This is a genomic window from Mesorhizobium silamurunense (assembly GCF_014843905.1).
Lineage (GTDB): Bacteria > Pseudomonadota > Alphaproteobacteria > Rhizobiales > Rhizobiaceae > Mesorhizobium > Mesorhizobium silamurunense.
This window is the reverse complement of the sequence record NZ_LPVS01000051.1, coordinates 32,448-49,003: the sequence shown is the minus strand read 5'-3', so window position 1 is coordinate 49,003 and position 16,556 is coordinate 32,448. Positions and strand designations below refer to the sequence as shown.

The following is a 16,556-nucleotide window of genomic DNA, read 5'->3' as shown; positions in this document are numbered from 1 at the left end:
AAAAGCGAGGTTTGACTAGGGGTAAATAGGCCTCGCGATACGCCTTACTCGTTGCGCCCGCCGTCGAAGACGACGAGATGCCGGATCCGGCGCGCACGGCCGAGCGCCGAAATGGTCTCAGGCGCGTCGAGCTCCGTCGGCACGAGCGACGGAACATTGATCGCGGGTCGGTTTTTCAGGAACATCGGTTCCTTCTCGGGATCGATCACCCGGATCGCGTCAATCAGGGCATCGGCGAGCGGGTCGGCACCCAGCCAGAACGGTCTATCCGCGGCACTGACAATGCCGAGGCAGCGAGGGCTCTCGACGCCGCCATCGAGCGGCAGCGCGAGCAGCTCGAACTTGTTGGAACGGCCGTTTCGACTGAATCCTTCATAGGTCAGAAGCAGCACCGATTTCTGGTCGAAGACGCCGTGGATGAGCCGCGACATAAGCCGCTGGTCCTTCTCGCGCCAGAGCGAGGGGAAGGAGAACCCCTTGAGCTCTCGGCCGTAATAGGCGCAGAGCCTGGTGCCGGCCAGCCGAAAGACGGCCTCGCCGCGTGTATCGCGCTCCAGGATGAACGTGTCCGCCAAAAGTGACTTGATATCGGCCGGCTCGACTTCCGAACGTTTCGGGGCAGGTCGGCCATCACGCAGCTGGTTCCAATATTGGAACAGCGTGATTGATCCGTTCTGATTCATGTCCATTCCGCTCCGGCAATCTGTCTTTCTTGATGTCCCATCGGCGAACAGACAGGGCGCCCTCCGATGACCTTCATGCGGTGCGGAGCAGGATGCGTGCCAGTATCGTTAACGTTTGTGCACGGGTCGGGGTCGTTAAGGTTAACAAGTGGTTTACATTGCGCGCCGTCAGGGGCTGTGGCACATCGAAAACCACTCCAAAACGGTCGTTTCGCGACAATCGGCAGCACTTCAGTCAAGGGTTTACGGGGAGCAGGGGACTCGACCGGCCGTTCAAGGGAAACCTTGGACGGCTTTCTTTTTGATTCGCGCCTTGCCGATTCGAGCCCCATCCGATTCAGCTTGGGGCGATTAGCGGTTTGTGATTCGATCGGGCGTGAACTACATGCTCGGGCCGAAAATCGAGTCTCCAGCCAATTGCAAGGGGCGCATGAGCGAACCGGTAAGCCCGACTGAACCCGAACCGCAGCCGGACGAAGAGGCGCCGGAGCCGCGCCACGAGCCGGTATTCAACCTGCCGCCGGTGGTGCTGGCGGTGATCGGGATTTGCGCGGTCGTCTTCCTGCTGCAGCAATATGTGCTGAACGACGACCAGCAAATGACGCTGCTCTATGACGGCGCCTTCATTCCGGTGCTCTACACCGGGCAGTACGGCTTCGACTGGTTCCTGTTCACGCGCCCCTTCACCTATGCTTTCATGCATGGGGGTTTTGCCCATATTGCCATCAACATGGTCTGGCTTGCCGCTTTCGGCTCACCGCTTGCCAATCGTTTCGGCGCGACCCGATTTGCGGTGTTCTACGCCGTGACCGGGCTGGCTTCGGTCGCGCTGTTCTGGGCAATGCACCCTTATGGCGAGATGCCGCTGGTCGGCGCTTCGGGCGCGATCTCGGGCATGATGGGAGCGGCGGCGCGCTATGGTTTCCGCATTGACCGCGCGTCCGGCAGGGCGGCCTTCGCCGGCGAGGCGTTGCCGATCGCAGTCGTGCTGCGTTCGCGCGGCGTCATGACCTTCCTCGGTGTTTGGATGGTGATCAACCTCGCCACCGGCCTGCTCAGCTTTGCGCCAGGTATCGACGGACAGATCGCCTGGGAAGCCCATATCGGCGGCTTTGTCGCCGGCTTCTTCGGCCTGCGTTTTTTCGACCGCCCGCAGCCGCATGAGTAGCGCTGCGGCGCACTTGAAATGCAACCAATCACGGCGCACGATGTTGCCATGCATGTCGCCCAAATTTGCGTAGCGTTTTTGGGCGACATGCATCAAACATAGAACTTAAAGTGCGCCGCGACGCGCTTTAAGCCACCCAGCGTCTTCCCAAGGGCGCTGGGGCTGGAAGCCGGTCAGGGCAGGAGCCGGCGAGCAAGGCTGAGGAGGACGCCATGACGGTTAAGGCAATTCTTGAAAGCAAGGGCCATGACGTGTTCACGCTCGGGCCAAATGAAAAGCTGAGCGAGGCCATTCGCATCCTGACTGAACACAGGATCGGCGCGCTGGTCATCACCAATGGTGACCACAAGATCGTGGGCATTCTTTCCGAGCGCGACATCGTGCGGGTTCTGGCCCGGGAGGGCGCGGCCGCGCTCGACATACCGGTGCGTTCGGCCATGACGCCCAAGGTCAAAATCTGCAACGAGAACCATACGGTAAACGAGGTCATGGAGATCATGACCAAAGGCCGCTTCCGCCATCTTCCGGTGGAAAAGGATGGACTGCTCGACGGCATCGTGTCGATCGGCGACGTGGTCAAGCGCCGCATCGAGGATGTCGAGCGCGAGGCCGAGGAGATCCGGGCCTACATCGCCACCGCCTGAGGGCGAGAGAAAACCGCCGGCCGTTGGCCGGCCGGCGGGCCTCAACGAATTCTACCGGTTATCGAGCTCGGCGCGGACGAGCTCGAGCCCGTGCCGCGTGATGCGATAAGGGCCACCACTCGCCGAAGAAACCGCTTTCTTGCGTTTCAGCTTTCGAAAGAGGTCCAGGTCGAGGCCCGGATAATGCCAGCCGTCCCGTGTCAGGCACCGGACCAAGGCAATCTTCCTGGCGTCGCTCTTTTCGATTTCGATGCGCCCGCCTTGTGCGAGCAGGTGCAGGATGCGCTGTTCCCCATAGCGCCGAGCGTCCTCTTGGACGCGCAAAAGGACGCTGTGGCACTTCAGTTTAGCGCATGACCCGAAAATCGATTCCGATTTTCGGGGTCATGCGCTGCGCGAAATGTCCATTGGAGAAATTCCCCGGGAAAACAACAAAAGCCGCCGCGAGAAATCGCGGCACGGGCTTCAGGTTTTGTCGCCCTGCCTTGCTAGGAGGTCAGGGCCTTACCGGGACTGAGCGTAAGTGGACATCCACTCTCCATTGGGGATGGATGTCCTATAGGCGAAGGCGGCGGAAAAGGCCAGCGCATGGGCTTTATGCTTGTCTCGCCGGGCGGTTTGCACTAGCGAGTGTTGCGATTTTCGCATCATGATATGCAAATCGCACCATTCCACGAATGCCATCCGCAGGCCCCAATGAGCATCATCGATACCCGCACGCCCGATCCCAAACGCCTGATTTCCGGCGCCACCGGCGACTGGGAAATCATCATCGGGCTCGAAGTGCATGCGCAAGTGACGTCCGAGGCAAAGCTCTTCTCCGGTGCGTCGACGTCCTTCGGCGCGGCGCCCAACGCCAATGTCAGCCTGGTCGACGCGGCGATGCCCGGCATGCTGCCGGTGATCAACGAGGAATGCGTCAAGCAGGCGATCCGCACCGGGCTGGGCTTGAAGGCCGAGATCAACCACAAATCGGTCTTCGACCGGAAGAACTATTTCTATCCGGACCTGCCGCAGGGCTACCAGATCTCGCAGTACAAGCAGCCGATCGTCGGCGAGGGCAAGGTGATCGTCTCCGTCGGGCCGGACCGGCAAGGCGAGTTCGAGGATATCGAGGTCGGCATCGAGCGACTCCATCTTGAGCAGGATGCCGGCAAGTCGATGCACGACCAGCATCCGACCATGTCCTATGTCGACCTCAACCGCTCGGGCGTGGCACTGATGGAGATCGTCTCCAAGCCCGACATGCGTTCGGCCGACGAGGCCAAGGCCTATGTCAGCAAGCTGCGCACCATCATGCGCTATCTCGGCACCTGCGACGGCAACATGGACGAAGGCTCGCTGCGCGCCGACGTCAACGTCTCGGTGCGCCGCCCCGGAGGGGCCTTCGGCACGCGCTGCGAGATCAAGAATGTGAACTCGATCCGCTTCATCGGCCAGGCCATCGAATCCGAGGCGCGCCGGCAGATCGCCATCCTGGAAGACGGCGGCGCGATCGAGCAGGAGACCCGCCTGTTCGATCCCAACAAGGGCGAGACGCGCTCGATGCGCTCCAAGGAAGAGGCGCATGACTACCGCTACTTCCCGGATCCCGACCTTCTGCCGCTGGAATTCGACCAGGCCTATGTCGATGATCTGGCGCAGCATCTGCCGGAACTGCCCGACGACAAGAAGGCGCGTCTGATCGGCTCGCTGGGGCTGTCGACCTACGACGCCTCGGTGCTGGTGTCGGAAAAGCCGATCGCCGACTATTTCGAGAAGGTGGCAGCGGGGCGCGACGGCAAGCTTGCCGCCAACTGGGTCATCAACGACCTGTTGGGTGCTCTCAACAGAGCCGGAAAAGATATTGAAAATGCTACGGTGTCGCCCGATCAGCTGGGCGCCGTCATCGACCTGATCAAGGAAGGCACCATCTCCGGCAAGATCGGCAAGGACCTGTTCGAGATCGTCTGGAACGAGGGCGGCGATCCGCGCCAGCTTGTCGAAAGCCGCGGCATGAAGCAGGTAACCGACACCGGCGCCATCGAGAAGGCGGTCGACGAGGTCATCGCCGCCAATCCGGACAAGGCCGAGCAGGCGCGCGCCAAGCCGACCATGGCCGGCTGGTTCGTCGGCCAGGTGATGAAGGCGACCGGCGGCAAGGCGAACCCGCAGGCGGTCAACGAGCTGGTCAAGGCCAAGCTCGGCATCGAGGGTTAGCGATGTTCGTGCGGACGGCGAGCGAACACGATCTCGCCGCCATCCGTGCGTTGCTGGTCGACACCTGGCATGCCACTTATGACGCCGTCTATGGCGCCAAGCGGGTCGCTGAAATCACAGACGACTGGCACTCGATCGCCTCGCTCAGGGCGCGGCTGACGCGCCCCAATTCGGAATTCCTGGTCGCCGACGATGGCAAGCGCATCGGCGGCATGGCTTTCGCTTCCGCGACCACGGACCCGAAGATCGTCCTCTTGAATCAGCTCTACGTGCATCCGGATTGTCAGCGGCAAGGGATCGGCCGATCGCTGCTCGACGAGGTCGAGGCCAGCTTCCCGGAAGCGCGGACGCTGCGTCTGGAGGTGGAAGAGGCGAATACTCTTGCAATCGCCTTCTACGAAGCGAACAGGTTCCTGCCGGCAGGCAGGACAGCGGATTGTGGCGGCGGGTCGGGAATACCAGCGCTGATCATGGAGAAGCGGCTGGCGTAGATCGCCCGGCGGTAGCGTCCTGCTGCGTCGCGCCTCTGGATTTGATTGTATCCTTCAGTCAGGCGGAGAGAATTTCCACATTGTCGATCAGCCTAGTGGTGCCAAGCCAGGCCGCTGCGAGCAGGCGTCCGTCGCGATCCCGCCGCCAGGGCCCGAGCGTCACGGCCTCGCGAGCGGCGACGTAGTCGACCTTTCGAAAGCCCGCCCGGACAAGCGCTTGCGCGGCCTCGCCCACGGCGCTTGCCTCATCCGCGCCGGAGGTCAGTTCCGCCGCGGTTTGACGCAAAACCACGTTGAGCTTGCGCGCGATGGCGAGTTCAGTCTCGCTGAGATAGGCGTTGCGGGAGGACATGGCGAGGCCATGCGAGTCGCGCACCGTCGGCGCGCCGATGATCTCGACGGGCAGGTCGAGGTCTCGGCAAAGCTGCCTGACAACGCAAAGCTGCTGATAATCCTTCTCGCCGAACACCGCGCAGTCGGGCGCGGCCTGCAGGAAAAGCTTGGCCACCACCGTGGCGACGCCGTCGAAGAAGGTCGGCCGGAAATCCGTTTCCAGGCCGGAGGAAGGGCCGCCGACCGATATCCTGGTGGCAAAGCCGGGCCGGTACATTTCCGCGACACCCGGCGTGAAGGCGAGATGCGCGCCCGCCTCCCGCAACCGGTCGAGATCGCGAGCCAACTGCCGCGGATATTTGTCCAAGTCCTCGGTCGGCGCGAACTGCGTCGGATTGACGAAGATCGAGACGACGCAGCGCTCTGCGCGCTCGAGCGCGATTCTCACTAGCGAGATGTGCCCGTCATGCAGGGCGCCCATGGTCGGCACCATGGCGACCTTGAAGCCTTCCCGGCGCCAGTCCCGGATTTGCGCGCGCAGCGCCGCGACGCTGTCGACGACGATTGGCCCGCTCATGTCTTGTCCTTGCCCGATGCCGCCGAAAAGACGTGGTCTTGCCCCGGAAATGCGCGGCTGCGCACCTCGGCGGCGTAACGCGCCGCCGCATCCGCAATGGTGTCGCGCAGGTTTGCATATTCCTTGACGAATTTCGGCACCCGGTCGACGGTCATACCGATCATGTCGTCGATGACCAGGATCTGGCCATCGCAGTCGCCGCTGGCGCCGATGCCGATGGTCGGGATCGCGATATGGCGGGTGAGATCCGAAGCCACCGCTTCCACCGTGCCCTCGATGACAACCGAGAAGGCGCCAGCCTTCTCGACCGCTTCGGCGTCGCGAAACAGCGCGGCAATGTTTTCCTCGGTCCGGCCCTTTATCTTGTAGCCGCCGTCCTTTTCCACGGATTGCGGCTGCAGGCCGATATGGCCCATCACCGGTATGCCTTCGGCGACGATCGCCGCGATCTGCGCGGCCATGTCGACGCCGCCCTCGAGTTTGACCGCCTGGCACCCGGTCTCGCCGACGATGCGCCTTGCCGAGGCAACGGCATCCGCCGGGGAGACCTCGTAGCTACCCGCCGGCATGTCGACGACGACACAGGCTTTCGTCGCGCCGCGCATCACCGCCTGTCCATGCGCGATCATCATCTCCAGCGAGGCGCCGAGCGTCGTGGCGTGGCCGTGCAGCACCATGGCGACGCTGTCGCCGACCAAAAGCAGGTCGACATGCGGATCGAGCATGCGGGCTATCGGATAGGTATAGGCGGTGAGACAGACGATCGGCACGCCACCCTTCCAGCGGCGAATGTCTTCGGCGCTGATCCGATTGCCGGTGGACCGTTCTGGGGCCAATCGTCACCTCCCTCAACCGGCGCGGGCCAGGCGCCCGCTTGCCGGGCGTGCGAGCTTTAGGAACACACGCAACGCTTGGCAAGCCGAGGTGGCGACATCTCCGCGCATGTATCGATTTAGCGCACGAAGCATTTACATCGTCGGGCGGCAAAACCCTTGCCTTCGCGATGGCCTGACGCCATAAGCAGGAAACGGCGCGGCCGCTGCCGCAACGAGGATCTGGATGAAAACTTTCCTGCTGCAGTTTTTCACCTGGTGGAACAGCCAGACGCTGGGCACGCGCTTCCACACCTGGCGATTTGGCAAGAAGGTCGGCGAGGACGAGGCCGGCAACGTCTACTACGAAGGCGGCGTCGATTCGGAAGGCCGCACCCGCCGCTGGGTGATTTATCGCGACTATTCCGAAGCCTCGAAGATCCCTCCGGGCTGGCATGGCTGGATTCATCATCGGGTCGACACGCCGCCGTCGAGCGAGAGCTACAAGGCTCGCGACTGGCAGAAGCCGCATCGGCCGAACCTCACGGGAACGCCCGGCGCCTATCGCCCGCAGGGCTCCATCCTGACCAACCAGCATCGCCCGCAGGTGACCGGCGACTACGACGCCTGGACGCCCGGTTCGTAACTGCGTTTTTCGGTCCTTTGTCGCCACAATTGGCGTTTAGCTGCTTGCTGATATCGCAGCCATGACTAGCCTTGGGCGATTGAAAGAATCACCCGGGCGCAACCACCGGTATCCTTGCATGAACTCTTTCGGCCGACTTTCGACGGGACTGTTCGCGGCAGCGTCCGTTCTGGCCGCCTCGACGGTGGTGTTCGCCGCTGCGCAGGCGCCGGCAGTCTCCGACCGCCTCACCAACCCGGTCGCTGAATTCGCCGGCATCGACAAGATCACCGGCCGCATCATCACCTTCGACGTTTATATAGACGAGACGGTGCAGTTCGGCGCCTTGCAGGTGACGCCGCGCGTCTGTTATTCGCGGCCCGAGACCGAACAGCCGAAGACCGATTCCTTCGTCGAGGTCGACGAGATCACGCTCGATCGCAAAATCCGCCGTATCTTCACCGGCTGGATGTTCGCCGAAAGCCCCGGCCTCAACGCCGTCGAGCATGCCGTCTATGACGTCTGGCTGAAAGGCTGCAAGCAGAAGTCGGACGTGCCGCCGCCGACCGCCGCCAAGGCCGATACGGCAAAACCGAAGACACAAGGCGCCAAGCCCAAGCCTCCGGCGCAAGAGCAGCCCGCCGAGGCAGCACCTGAGCCGTTGGACGCCGCGCCCGCGCCGGATGACACGGGCGCTGCCGACGCGAACTGATCGGAACCCTCGCTTTCGCCATCCGTTGGTAAACGACGGCGACGGGAGGATTCCACCATGGCCACGGGCAAACCGATCACCGCCAGCAAGAAAGAACTTCTCGCGCTCGAGAAAGGGTTCTGGACAGGCGATTCCGCGTACTTCGCGGCCCATGCCGATGTGGAGTGCCTCGTTGCCTTTCCGCAGATGGCGAAAGCGATGACCAACGCCGATCTGGCCAAGACCGCCACGCAGCCCAACCGCTGGCGCGATCTCGACATCCGGCTGAAGGGCATGATCGAGCCGGGCAGCGATATCGTCATGCTGACCTACGAGGCTCATGCGACGCGCGAAAGCGGCGAGCCCTATGCGGCTCTGGTCAGCACCGGCTATGTCCATCGCGCCGACGGATGGAAGATGATGTTCCACGCCCAGACGCCGATCGAAACATCGACCGACTGCTGATAGCCCTGCACCTCACGGATAAAAAATCGCGTCGCCCTTCAGGGCCTCGGCCAGCATCTTCTCATAGCGGCTGCGCGGCACGTCGATCGCGCCGAAGCGCTTGAGGTGCTCGGTGGTGAACTGCGTGTCGAGGAGCGCGAAGCGACGCTCGTTCAACCGCTCGACGAGATAGTAGAGGCAGGTCTTCGAGGCGTCGGTTTCCCGGGCGAACATGCTTTCGCCGAAGAAGACGCGCCCGAGCGAAACGCCATAGAGGCCGCCGACCAGCCGGCCCCCGCGCCACGCCTCGACAGAATGACAGTGGCCCAGCCGGTAGAGCTCGACATAGGCTTCGCGGATCGGCGCGTTGATCCAGGTCGAGCGGCGCTCGTCGCGCTTTTCGGCGCAGCCGTCGATCGTCGCCTCGAAGTCGAAATCGTAGCGGATGTCGAAAGGGTGCCTGCGGATCGTCTTCTTCAGACTGCGCGGCGTGTGGAATCCGTCGAGCGGGATGATGCCGCGCGTTTCCGGCCGCACCCAGAACACTTCCGGGTCGGTCGCGCTCTCGGCCATCGGGAAGACACCCGAGGCATAGGCTTTGAGCAGCAGGTCGGTCGGGATGCGGTAGCCGGGCGCGTAGGGACGAGTCATTGCGCCATTATAACTGCAAGACCCTAAAGCGCGTCGTCCAAAAGTACGCAGCGGTTTGGGAGAACGAAATGCATCAAAACAAAGACTTGAAGCGCGTCGCCTGAAGCTGTTTCAGAGCGATGCGCCTTTGGGTCCGGTGAGAGTCAGGTCAGCCCGGCATCACCTGAATATCAACAGACCCTAGTCCTCCTTGGCCAAATATTTTTCGAGCCAGTGGATGTCGTAATCGCCATTGGCGATATCCGGATTGCCGACGAGATCGCGAAACAGCGGCAGCGTCGTCTTGATGCCGTCGACGACGAATTCGTCGAGCGCCCGGCGCAGCCGCATCATGCATTCGACGCGGTTGCGTCCATGCACGATCAGCTTGCCGATGAGGCTGTCGTAGTAAGGCGGGATGCGGTAACCGGAATAGACGCCGGAATCGACGCGGATGCCGAGCCCGCCCGGCGTGTGGAAATGCGTGATCGTGCCGGGCGAAGGCGTGAAGGTGCGCGGGTCCTCGGCATTGATGCGGCACTCGATGGCGTGACCGTTGAACTTGATGTCTTCCTGCCTGATCGACAGCCCGCCGCCGGAGGCGACGCGGATCTGCTCATGCACGAGGTCGATGCCGGTGATCGCTTCCGTCACCGGATGCTCGACCTGCAGACGGGTGTTCATCTCGATGAAATAGAACTCGCCGTTCTCATAGAGGAATTCGATAGTGCCGGCGCCGGAATAGCCGAGATCGGCAATCGCCTTGGCGCAGATGCCGCCGATGCGCGCGCGCTCCTCGGCATTGAGGGCTGGGGAGTTCGCCTCCTCCCATACCTTCTGGTGGCGGCGCTGCAGCGAGCAGTCGCGCTCGCCGAAATGCACGCCGTGGCCGGAACCGTCGCCGAACACCTGCAATTCGATATGGCGCGGCTTCTCCAGATATTTCTCGATGTAGACCGCGTCGTCGCCGAAGGCGGCGCCGGCTTCCGACTTTGCCGTCTGCAGCGCCACCTCGAGGTCGGCCTCGGTGCGGGCTACCTTCATGCCGCGGCCGCCGCCGCCGGCCGAAGCCTTGATGATCACCGGATAGCCGATCTCGGCGGCGACGCGCTTTGCTTCCTTCTCCTCGGTGATCGCGCCATCGGAGCCCGGCACCACCGGAATGCCGAGGCGCTTTGCCGTGCGCTTGGCCTCGATCTTGTCACCCATGATGCGGATATGGTCGCCCGAGGGGCCGATGAAGGTGATGTTATGGGCCGCGAGGATGTCGGCGAACTTGGCGTTTTCCGACAGGAAGCCGTAGCCCGGATGCACCGCGTCGGCGCCGGTGATCTCGCACGCGGCGACGATCTGGTGGATGTTGAGATAGCTTTCGCGCGACGGCGGCGGGCCGATGCAGACGCTCTCGTCGGCAAGCCGCACATGCATGGCGTCGGAATCGGCGGTCGAATGGACCACCACCGTCTGGATGCCGAGCTCCTTGCAGGCGCGCAGCACTCGGAGTGCGATTTCGCCGCGATTGGCGATGAGGATTTTTTGGAACATCTGCCCGCTGTTCCCGGCTCTACTCGATGACCACGAGCGGCATGCCGTATTCGACCGGTTGGGCGTCCTCGATCAGGATCGCCGTCACCGTGCCGGCGCGCGGCGAGGGAATCTGGTTCATCGTCTTCATCGCTTCGATGATGAGCAGCGTCTGGCCTTCCTTCACCTTCTGGCCGATCTCGACGAACGGCTTGGCGTCGGGTGAGGGAGCCAGATAGGCGGTGCCGACCATCGGCGAGGGCACGGCGTCCTTGGAGGGATCGGCTACCGTCGCAGGCGCTGCCGCCTGGGCCGGCGCGGCAATCGCGGCGGCCGGGAGCGGAGCCGCGACCGCGTGGACGGGCTGCGACTGGCGCGACACGCGCACCTTCAGGTCGCCGAGCTCGACCTCGATCTCGGTCAGGTTGGTGTCGTTCAGTATGCCCGCCAGATCGCGGATCAGCTGCTGGTCAACACCGTTCTTCTTTATCGACATTTTCGAGCCTTCTGTTTGGGAGCCGGTCACAGGCGTGCCGCCAGTGCCTGCAGCGCAAGCGTATAGCCGAGTGGCCCGAACCCGCAGATCATGCCGACAGCGACCGGCGCGACCATGGAGACGTGCCGGAAAGGCTCCCGCGCGTGGATATTGGAAAGATGGACTTCGGCGACGGGCAGCGGCGCGACGGCGCGGATGGCGTCGTGGATGGCAATCGAGGTGTGGCCGTAGGCGCCGGGATTGATGACGATGCCTGCAGCCTTGTCGCCGGCCTCCTGGATCCAGTCGACGAGGTCGCCCTCATGATTGGACTGGCGAAAATCGATCTCGAGCCCGAGCGCCGCGCCGGCGGCCTTGCAATCCTCGGCTATGGCGGCAAGCGTCTTGCCGCCATAGATCCCCGGCTCGCGCTTGCCGAGTGCATTGAGATTGGGACCGTTCAGGACGAAAATCGTTTTCAAATATGCCGACCTCTTCGGCGCCGGCCTCAAGCCGGCGCGCCGGACCTCTATACTGGGCATAGCTGCCGGCGAAAAGAGCGCAAGTGCGTTCTTTCGCTGTCCACAACAGGCGGAAAACCGCCTGTTGTCGCGACCCGTAACGAACTAGAGCGCGCTCTTGGCCTGCTCGATCTTTTCCGCCAGGACCTGCTGTCCCAGCGCGCCGAACACCACCTCGTTGCCGACCACATAGGACGGCGTGCCGGTGATCGACAGCTTGGTGGCGAGGTCGTAGGTTCGGGAGAGCGCCTCGTTGATGCTCGGATCCTTCATCTTCTCACGCAGCTTGGCCTCGTCGGCGCCGAGCGAAAGCGCAACCTTCATGGCGGTGGATTCGGTGGCGCGGCCCTGGCCGCCGAGCAGCGCGGTGTGGAACTCGCCGTACTTCTCCGGCATCATCAGGTGGAAGGCCATCGAGACCACGCTGGCCTTTTGCGAATCCGGGCTGAGGATCGGGAATTCCTTCAGCACGAAGCGCAGGTCCGGATCGGCCTTGGTCAGCGCCTTCATGTCTTCGATGGCGCGTTTGCAGAAGCCGCAATTGTAGTCGTAGAACTCGACGATGGTGACCTTGCCCTTCGGGTTGCCGACGACGCCGTCGAAGGTGGAGTTGAAGATCTCGTCCTTCGCGTCCTTGATGACGCCGAGCGCTGCGAGCCGCTGCTCTTCCTTCTGCTTGGCCTCGAGCGCGTCCTGAACCTCGAGCAGGACCTCCGGATTCTTCAAGAGATAGTCGCGGATGATGCCTTCGACCTCCTTGCGGTCGACCTTGGTGTCGGTGGAAGCCACCTGGATGGCTTGCGTCGTATCGGCCTTAGCGGCCTGCGGGCTTCCTGCCACGAAGCCGAATGCCAGCATGCCGAGCGCTACCGCCACGCCGGCGCTGCCGAGCAGGATTGCCTTGTTCATGATCATTTCCTTCTGCCTGTCCCGGGCCAATCTAATCGCCGCGCACGGCCGGGACGTTCATTTGAGTTTGTTCGATGGCGTGTAGTTTATGATATCTTGCGCGCGAAGCCACCCAGGCTCGCCGCGCTTCAACTTCTGTTGAGCGCGCATGGCGAAGATTTTCGCGTTCTTGTAGTCGGCCGAATAGAAATGGCCTTCGGCGGTCGCAAGATCGGCGGCCGGGATCTGCCCCAACTCGCCATAGGCTTGCGCCAGATAACGATAGGCTTCGGCATTTTCCTTGTCGCGCCCGACCCCGTTGGTGAGCTGGGTTACCGCCTTCTTGATTGAATCCGGCGTGCCGACAGCCATCAGCGCCTGGCCGAGCGAGACCATCAGCAGCCCCGACCGCGCCGGGTCGAGGCTGACGGCCTTAGCATAGGCATCCGCTGCATCCTTGGGCTTGTTGGCCTTCATCAGGATGTCGCCGCGCAATTCCTGGAAATAGGGGTTCTTCGGCTGTTCCTTGATGAGCGCCGCCGTCTTGGCGAGCGCGGCGCCCGGATTGCCATAGAGATAGGTCTGCTGCGCGTCGCCATAGCGCGAGGCGAGACTGGTCGGGTTCTTGCGCATCAGCCGCGCCACGGCCGCCTGGCCCTGCATATAGGCGGCGATCTTGATGCGCATCATGTCGTGCCGCTGCTGCAGCGCCGGCGGGTCGACCTGATTGACGTACGGGCTCGCCTTGACCAGCACTTCGAGGTTGGCGATGCGCTCCTGCGGCATCGGATGGCTGATCCGGTAGGGATCGAGCTGGGTGCCCAACAGCGAAAGCGCGCTCTGGAAGCGGGCGAAGGTCTTCAGCATGCCCATGCCGGATTGGCCGGTGGCGTTGAGATAGGTGATCGCCGAGCGGTCGGCGGTGATTTCCTCGCCTCGCTGATAGGCAAGGATGCTGCGCTGTGCCATCTCGCCGCCGCCGGCGGCGACGCCCATGCCGGCACCTGCAAGGCCGCGGCTGTTGGTCGTGGCGCCGGCGACCATCGCGCCCGCGCCGAGCAGCGTGGCGATGATGGCCATCGTCTTGGCGCGGTCGAGCTGGTCGCGCAGCTTCTGCTGGTGGCCGCCGGCAATATGGCCGGCCTCGTGCGCGATGACGCCGATGATCTCGTTCGGCGTTTCGGCCGTCACCAGCGCGCCGGTGTTGATGAACAGGCGGCGGCCCGTCACGAAGGCGTTGAAGCTCTGATCGTTGACAAGAACGATGTCGATGCCGTCATTGGCGAGGCCCGCCGCCCTGAAGATCGGCCGGGCATAGTCGCGCACCAGCGCTTCGATCTCGGCATCGCGCACCACCGGCACGCCCTGCGCGAAGGCGTTTATGGAAGTGGATACCGCAACGGCGGCTGCAAGCAGGAGCGTCGCGAATCCGCGCGCGGTTCGCCCTATCGCGGTCGATCTGTCAATCATCGTTCGGGGTCGGCTCAACATGACAGGTCCACTGGTAGACGAGCGGGCGAAGGATGAAAAGTCGGCGCCGACAACTTCCTGCGCGCTTGTGATCCCCACATCAATCGGGCATTTGTGCGGCGCTGCCGTCGAACCCCGGCAGTTCCAGGGCAGGTGAGCGATGGTTTGCCTGTGGATTTTCGCCAACCAAAGGCAGGCTAGACGAGAGGTCAGATGGTCGTTTCGCTTTCACGCCGCGGCGAGGTTGAGCCGTTCCACGCCATGGATATCTTGGCCGAAGCCAATCGGCTTAAGGCTGCTGACATCCCGGTGGTGTCGATGGCGGTCGGCCAGCCGTCGGACCCGGCGCCGGCCGGCGTCCGCGAAGCCGCGGCTCTGGCGCTTGAGCACGGTCGCATCGGCTACACCGACGCTTTAGGGCTGGCACAACTGCGCAAGGCGATCGCCACGCACTATGGCGAGCATTACGGGATCGATGTTGCCCCGGCCCGTATCGCCGTCACCACCGGCTCGTCCGCCGCCTTCAACCTGGCTTTCCTGGCGATGTTCGATCCGGGCGACCGCGTCGCCATCGCGGCGCCCGGCTATCCCGCCTATCGCAACATCATGGCCGCGCTCGGCATCGAGATCGTCGAGATCGAGCTCGGCTCTGATGCCTATCTTCACGCCGATCATCTGAAGGCCGCGCATCGCGAGAAGCCGCTGAAAGGGGTGCTGTTCGCCAGCCCAGCCAATCCGACAGGCGCGGTGATCCCGGCGGACGAGCTTGCGGCGCTGGTAAAGACGGCGGAGGAACTCGGCATCGCCGTGATATCGGACGAGATCTACCACCGGCTGGCTTACGCCGCGCCGGATGTCAGCGCATTGGCTTGTGGCGCGGGCGCGACCGTGATCAACTCCTTCTCGAAATACTATTGCATGACCGGCTGGCGTATCGGCTGGATGGTGCTGCCGGAGGAGCTGGTGCGGCCGGTCGAGCGCATCGCCCAGAGCCTCTACATCTCGCCGCCGGAGCTGTCGCAGATTGCGGCGATCGAAGCCTTCAAGGCCACGCAAGAGCTGGAAGCGGTGAAGGCCCGTTATGCCTGGAACCGCGACCTTCTGATGAAGCGACTGCCGGAGCTCGGCTTCGCGCTCGCGGCACCGATGGACGGCGCCTTTTACGCCTTCTGCGACGTCACCCGGCACACCAATGACAGCATGGCCTTCGCGCGCAAGATGCTGGCCGAGGCGCATGTGGCGGCAACGCCCGGCCGCGACTTCGATCCGCTGCAGGGCCATCGCACCATGCGCTTTTCCTATGCCGGCAGCCATGGCGACATGGTTGAGGCGCTGGCGCGTATCGAACGCTGGCTGAAATAGAAGCCAATGCCTAAACTCGAGCAAGCGCTGGCCGAGGTTGCCGCCGAAATGGCGGAGCGCACCGATCGCGGCGATGTCGCCACCTACATCCCGCAGCTCGGCAAGGTCGATCCGGGGAAATTCGGCATTGCCGCCGTGACCAATGACGGCCGTGTCATCCTCGCCGGTGACGCTGATCAGCCCTTTTCCATCCAGAGCGTCTCGAAAGTGTTCACCTTGACGCTGGCGCTGGGCAAGGTCGGCGATGCGCTGTGGCAGCGCGTCGGCCGCGAGCCCTCCGGCAACCCGTTCAACTCGATCGTCCAGCTCGAGCATGAGAACGGCATCCCGCGCAATCCGTTCATCAATGCAGGCGCCATTGTCATCTCCGACGTCCTGCTTGCCGGCCATCAGCCGCGCGAGGCGATAGGCGAGATCCTGCGCTTCGTCCATTTCCTCGCCGACGACGACACCATCATCATCGACCGCGAGGTCGCGGCCTCCGAGCGCGCCACCGGCTACCGCAATTTCGCTCTGGCCAATTACATGAAATCCTTCGGCAATCTCCATCACGAGCCGGAGCTGGCCTTGGGCGTCTACTTCCACCATTGCGCCATTGCGATGAGCTGCCGGCAACTCGCCATGGCCGGCCGCTTCCTAGCCAATGGCGGCAGGAATCCGGCGACCGGGCATTCCGTGGTGTCGACCGAGCGGGCGCGCCGCATCGGCGCGCTGATGCTGACCTGCGGCCATTATGACGGCTCCGGCGACTTCGCCTTCCGCGTCGGCATTCCGGGAAAAAGCGGCGTCGGAGGCGGCATTCTTGGCATCGTGCCCGGCGTTGCCTCGCTCGCCGTCTGGTCGCCGGGCCTCAACGAGAACGGCAACTCCAAGCTCGGCTCCATCGCGCTGGAGAAGCTCGCCAGGATGATGAACTGGTCGATCTTCGCGCCCTAACGCGTGTTCGGGACCTGGAACTGAAGCCGCTTGAAAAAGAAAATCCCGCGCCGAGATGGCGCGGGATTTTTTGTTAAAAGATC

19 protein-coding genes are annotated in these 16,556 nt (G+C 63.3%); 9 read left to right on the top strand and 10 right to left on the bottom strand.

Features of this window, described 5'->3' with window-relative positions; genetic code table 11:
- Window positions 1-44: 44 nt before the first annotated feature.
- Window positions 45-683 (bottom strand): PAS domain-containing protein, encoded by a 639-nt coding sequence (locus AU465_RS14125; protein ID WP_192248260.1) that lies wholly within the window; start codon window positions 681-683, stop codon window positions 45-47.
- Between the two features lie 430 nt (window positions 684-1,113).
- Here AU465_RS14125 and AU465_RS14120 point away from each other — a divergent pair, with 430 nt between their 5' ends.
- Complete coding sequence (locus AU465_RS14120; protein ID WP_192248257.1) at window positions 1,114-1,851, top strand: rhomboid family intramembrane serine protease; 738 nt, start codon at window positions 1,114-1,116, stop codon at window positions 1,849-1,851.
- A gap of 212 nt (window positions 1,852-2,063) precedes the next feature.
- A complete protein-coding gene (locus tag AU465_RS14115; protein ID WP_192248254.1) occupies window positions 2,064-2,495 on the top strand; it encodes a CBS domain-containing protein in 432 nt (143 codons plus the stop codon).
- 51 nt (window positions 2,496-2,546) lie between these two features.
- On the opposite strand, the gene AU465_RS14110 is transcribed toward AU465_RS14115, so the two are convergent.
- A complete protein-coding gene (locus AU465_RS14110) occupies window positions 2,547-2,819 on the bottom strand; it encodes a YjhX family toxin (protein WP_192248251.1) in 273 nt (90 codons plus the stop codon).
- Between the two features lie 372 nt (window positions 2,820-3,191).
- On the opposite strand from AU465_RS14110, the gene gatB reads away from it, so the two are divergent.
- Together gatB and AU465_RS14100 are read left to right on the top strand one after the other, a co-directional pair.
- The gene (gatB, locus tag AU465_RS14105; protein ID WP_192248248.1) at window positions 3,192-4,694 is read left to right on the top strand and encodes an Asp-tRNA(Asn)/Glu-tRNA(Gln) amidotransferase subunit GatB; all 1,503 of its coding nucleotides are present in this window, start codon (window positions 3,192-3,194) and stop codon (window positions 4,692-4,694) included.
- Window positions 4,695-4,696: 2 nt separating this feature from the next.
- A complete protein-coding gene (locus AU465_RS14100; protein WP_192248245.1) occupies window positions 4,697-5,185 on the top strand; it encodes a GNAT family N-acetyltransferase in 489 nt (162 codons plus the stop codon).
- Between the two features lie 58 nt (window positions 5,186-5,243).
- Here the strand turns inward: AU465_RS14100 and panC are convergent, their stop codons facing one another.
- Both panC and panB read right to left on the bottom strand, forming a co-directional pair.
- Window positions 5,244-6,095, bottom strand: coding sequence for a pantoate--beta-alanine ligase (gene panC / locus AU465_RS14095; RefSeq protein ID WP_192248242.1), 852 nt, complete (start codon window positions 6,093-6,095; stop codon window positions 5,244-5,246).
- Entirely contained in the window at window positions 6,092-6,931 is an 840-nt protein-coding gene (gene panB / locus AU465_RS14090) for a 3-methyl-2-oxobutanoate hydroxymethyltransferase (protein WP_192248239.1), read from the bottom strand. Before panB ends, panC begins: the two co-directional genes overlap by 4 nt.
- Before the next feature lie 223 nt (window positions 6,932-7,154).
- Here panB and AU465_RS14085 point away from each other — a divergent pair, with 223 nt between their 5' ends.
- The 3 genes from AU465_RS14085 to AU465_RS14075 all read left to right on the top strand — a co-directional run bounded on the left by AU465_RS14085 (window position 7,155) and on the right by AU465_RS14075 (window position 8,688).
- The gene (locus tag AU465_RS14085) at window positions 7,155-7,553 is read left to right on the top strand and encodes an NADH:ubiquinone oxidoreductase subunit NDUFA12 (RefSeq protein WP_192248236.1); all 399 of its coding nucleotides are present in this window, start codon (window positions 7,155-7,157) and stop codon (window positions 7,551-7,553) included.
- 118 nt (window positions 7,554-7,671) lie between these two features.
- Window positions 7,672-8,244 carry a DUF2155 domain-containing protein gene (locus AU465_RS14080; RefSeq protein ID WP_192248233.1) on the top strand — a complete coding sequence of 191 codons (573 nt, stop codon included), beginning with the start codon at window positions 7,672-7,674 and terminating at the stop codon, window positions 8,242-8,244.
- Window positions 8,245-8,301: 57 nt separating this feature from the next.
- Entirely contained in the window at window positions 8,302-8,688 is a 387-nt protein-coding gene (locus AU465_RS14075) for a hypothetical protein (RefSeq protein ID WP_192248230.1), read from the top strand.
- Window positions 8,689-8,700: 12 nt separating this feature from the next.
- Here AU465_RS14075 and aat read toward each other — a convergent pair whose 3' ends face one another.
- From aat to AU465_RS14045, 6 genes are all read right to left on the bottom strand, one after another.
- Window positions 8,701-9,318 carry a leucyl/phenylalanyl-tRNA--protein transferase gene (aat, locus tag AU465_RS14070; RefSeq protein WP_192248227.1) on the bottom strand — a complete coding sequence of 206 codons (618 nt, stop codon included), beginning with the start codon at window positions 9,316-9,318 and terminating at the stop codon, window positions 8,701-8,703.
- Window positions 9,319-9,498: 180 nt separating this feature from the next.
- Window positions 9,499-10,842 carry an acetyl-CoA carboxylase biotin carboxylase subunit gene (gene accC / locus AU465_RS14065; protein ID WP_192248224.1) on the bottom strand — a complete coding sequence of 448 codons (1,344 nt, stop codon included), beginning with the start codon at window positions 10,840-10,842 and terminating at the stop codon, window positions 9,499-9,501.
- Between the two features lie 19 nt (window positions 10,843-10,861).
- On the bottom strand, window positions 10,862-11,317 hold the full coding sequence (gene accB / locus AU465_RS14060; protein ID WP_192248221.1) for an acetyl-CoA carboxylase biotin carboxyl carrier protein: 456 nt from the start codon (window positions 11,315-11,317) through the stop codon (window positions 10,862-10,864).
- 26 nt (window positions 11,318-11,343) lie between these two features.
- Window positions 11,344-11,778 carry a type II 3-dehydroquinate dehydratase gene (gene aroQ, locus AU465_RS14055; RefSeq protein WP_127300631.1) on the bottom strand — a complete coding sequence of 145 codons (435 nt, stop codon included), beginning with the start codon at window positions 11,776-11,778 and terminating at the stop codon, window positions 11,344-11,346.
- A gap of 144 nt (window positions 11,779-11,922) precedes the next feature.
- The gene (locus tag AU465_RS14050) at window positions 11,923-12,726 is read right to left on the bottom strand and encodes a DsbA family protein (RefSeq protein ID WP_192248218.1); all 804 of its coding nucleotides are present in this window, start codon (window positions 12,724-12,726) and stop codon (window positions 11,923-11,925) included.
- 57 nt (window positions 12,727-12,783) lie between these two features.
- Window positions 12,784-14,196, bottom strand: a complete 1,413-nt coding sequence (locus AU465_RS14045) for a M48 family metalloprotease (protein ID WP_192248215.1) — start codon at window positions 14,194-14,196, stop codon at window positions 12,784-12,786.
- A 192-nt stretch (window positions 14,197-14,388) separates the two neighbouring features.
- On the opposite strand from AU465_RS14045, the gene AU465_RS14040 reads away from it, so the two are divergent.
- Complete coding sequence (locus AU465_RS14040; protein ID WP_192248212.1) at window positions 14,389-15,537, top strand: pyridoxal phosphate-dependent aminotransferase; 1,149 nt, start codon at window positions 14,389-14,391, stop codon at window positions 15,535-15,537.
- Between the two features lie 6 nt (window positions 15,538-15,543).
- Window positions 15,544-16,473 (top strand): glutaminase, encoded by a 930-nt coding sequence (locus tag AU465_RS14035; RefSeq protein WP_192248209.1) that lies wholly within the window; start codon window positions 15,544-15,546, stop codon window positions 16,471-16,473.
- Window positions 16,474-16,556 lie beyond the last annotated feature (83 nt).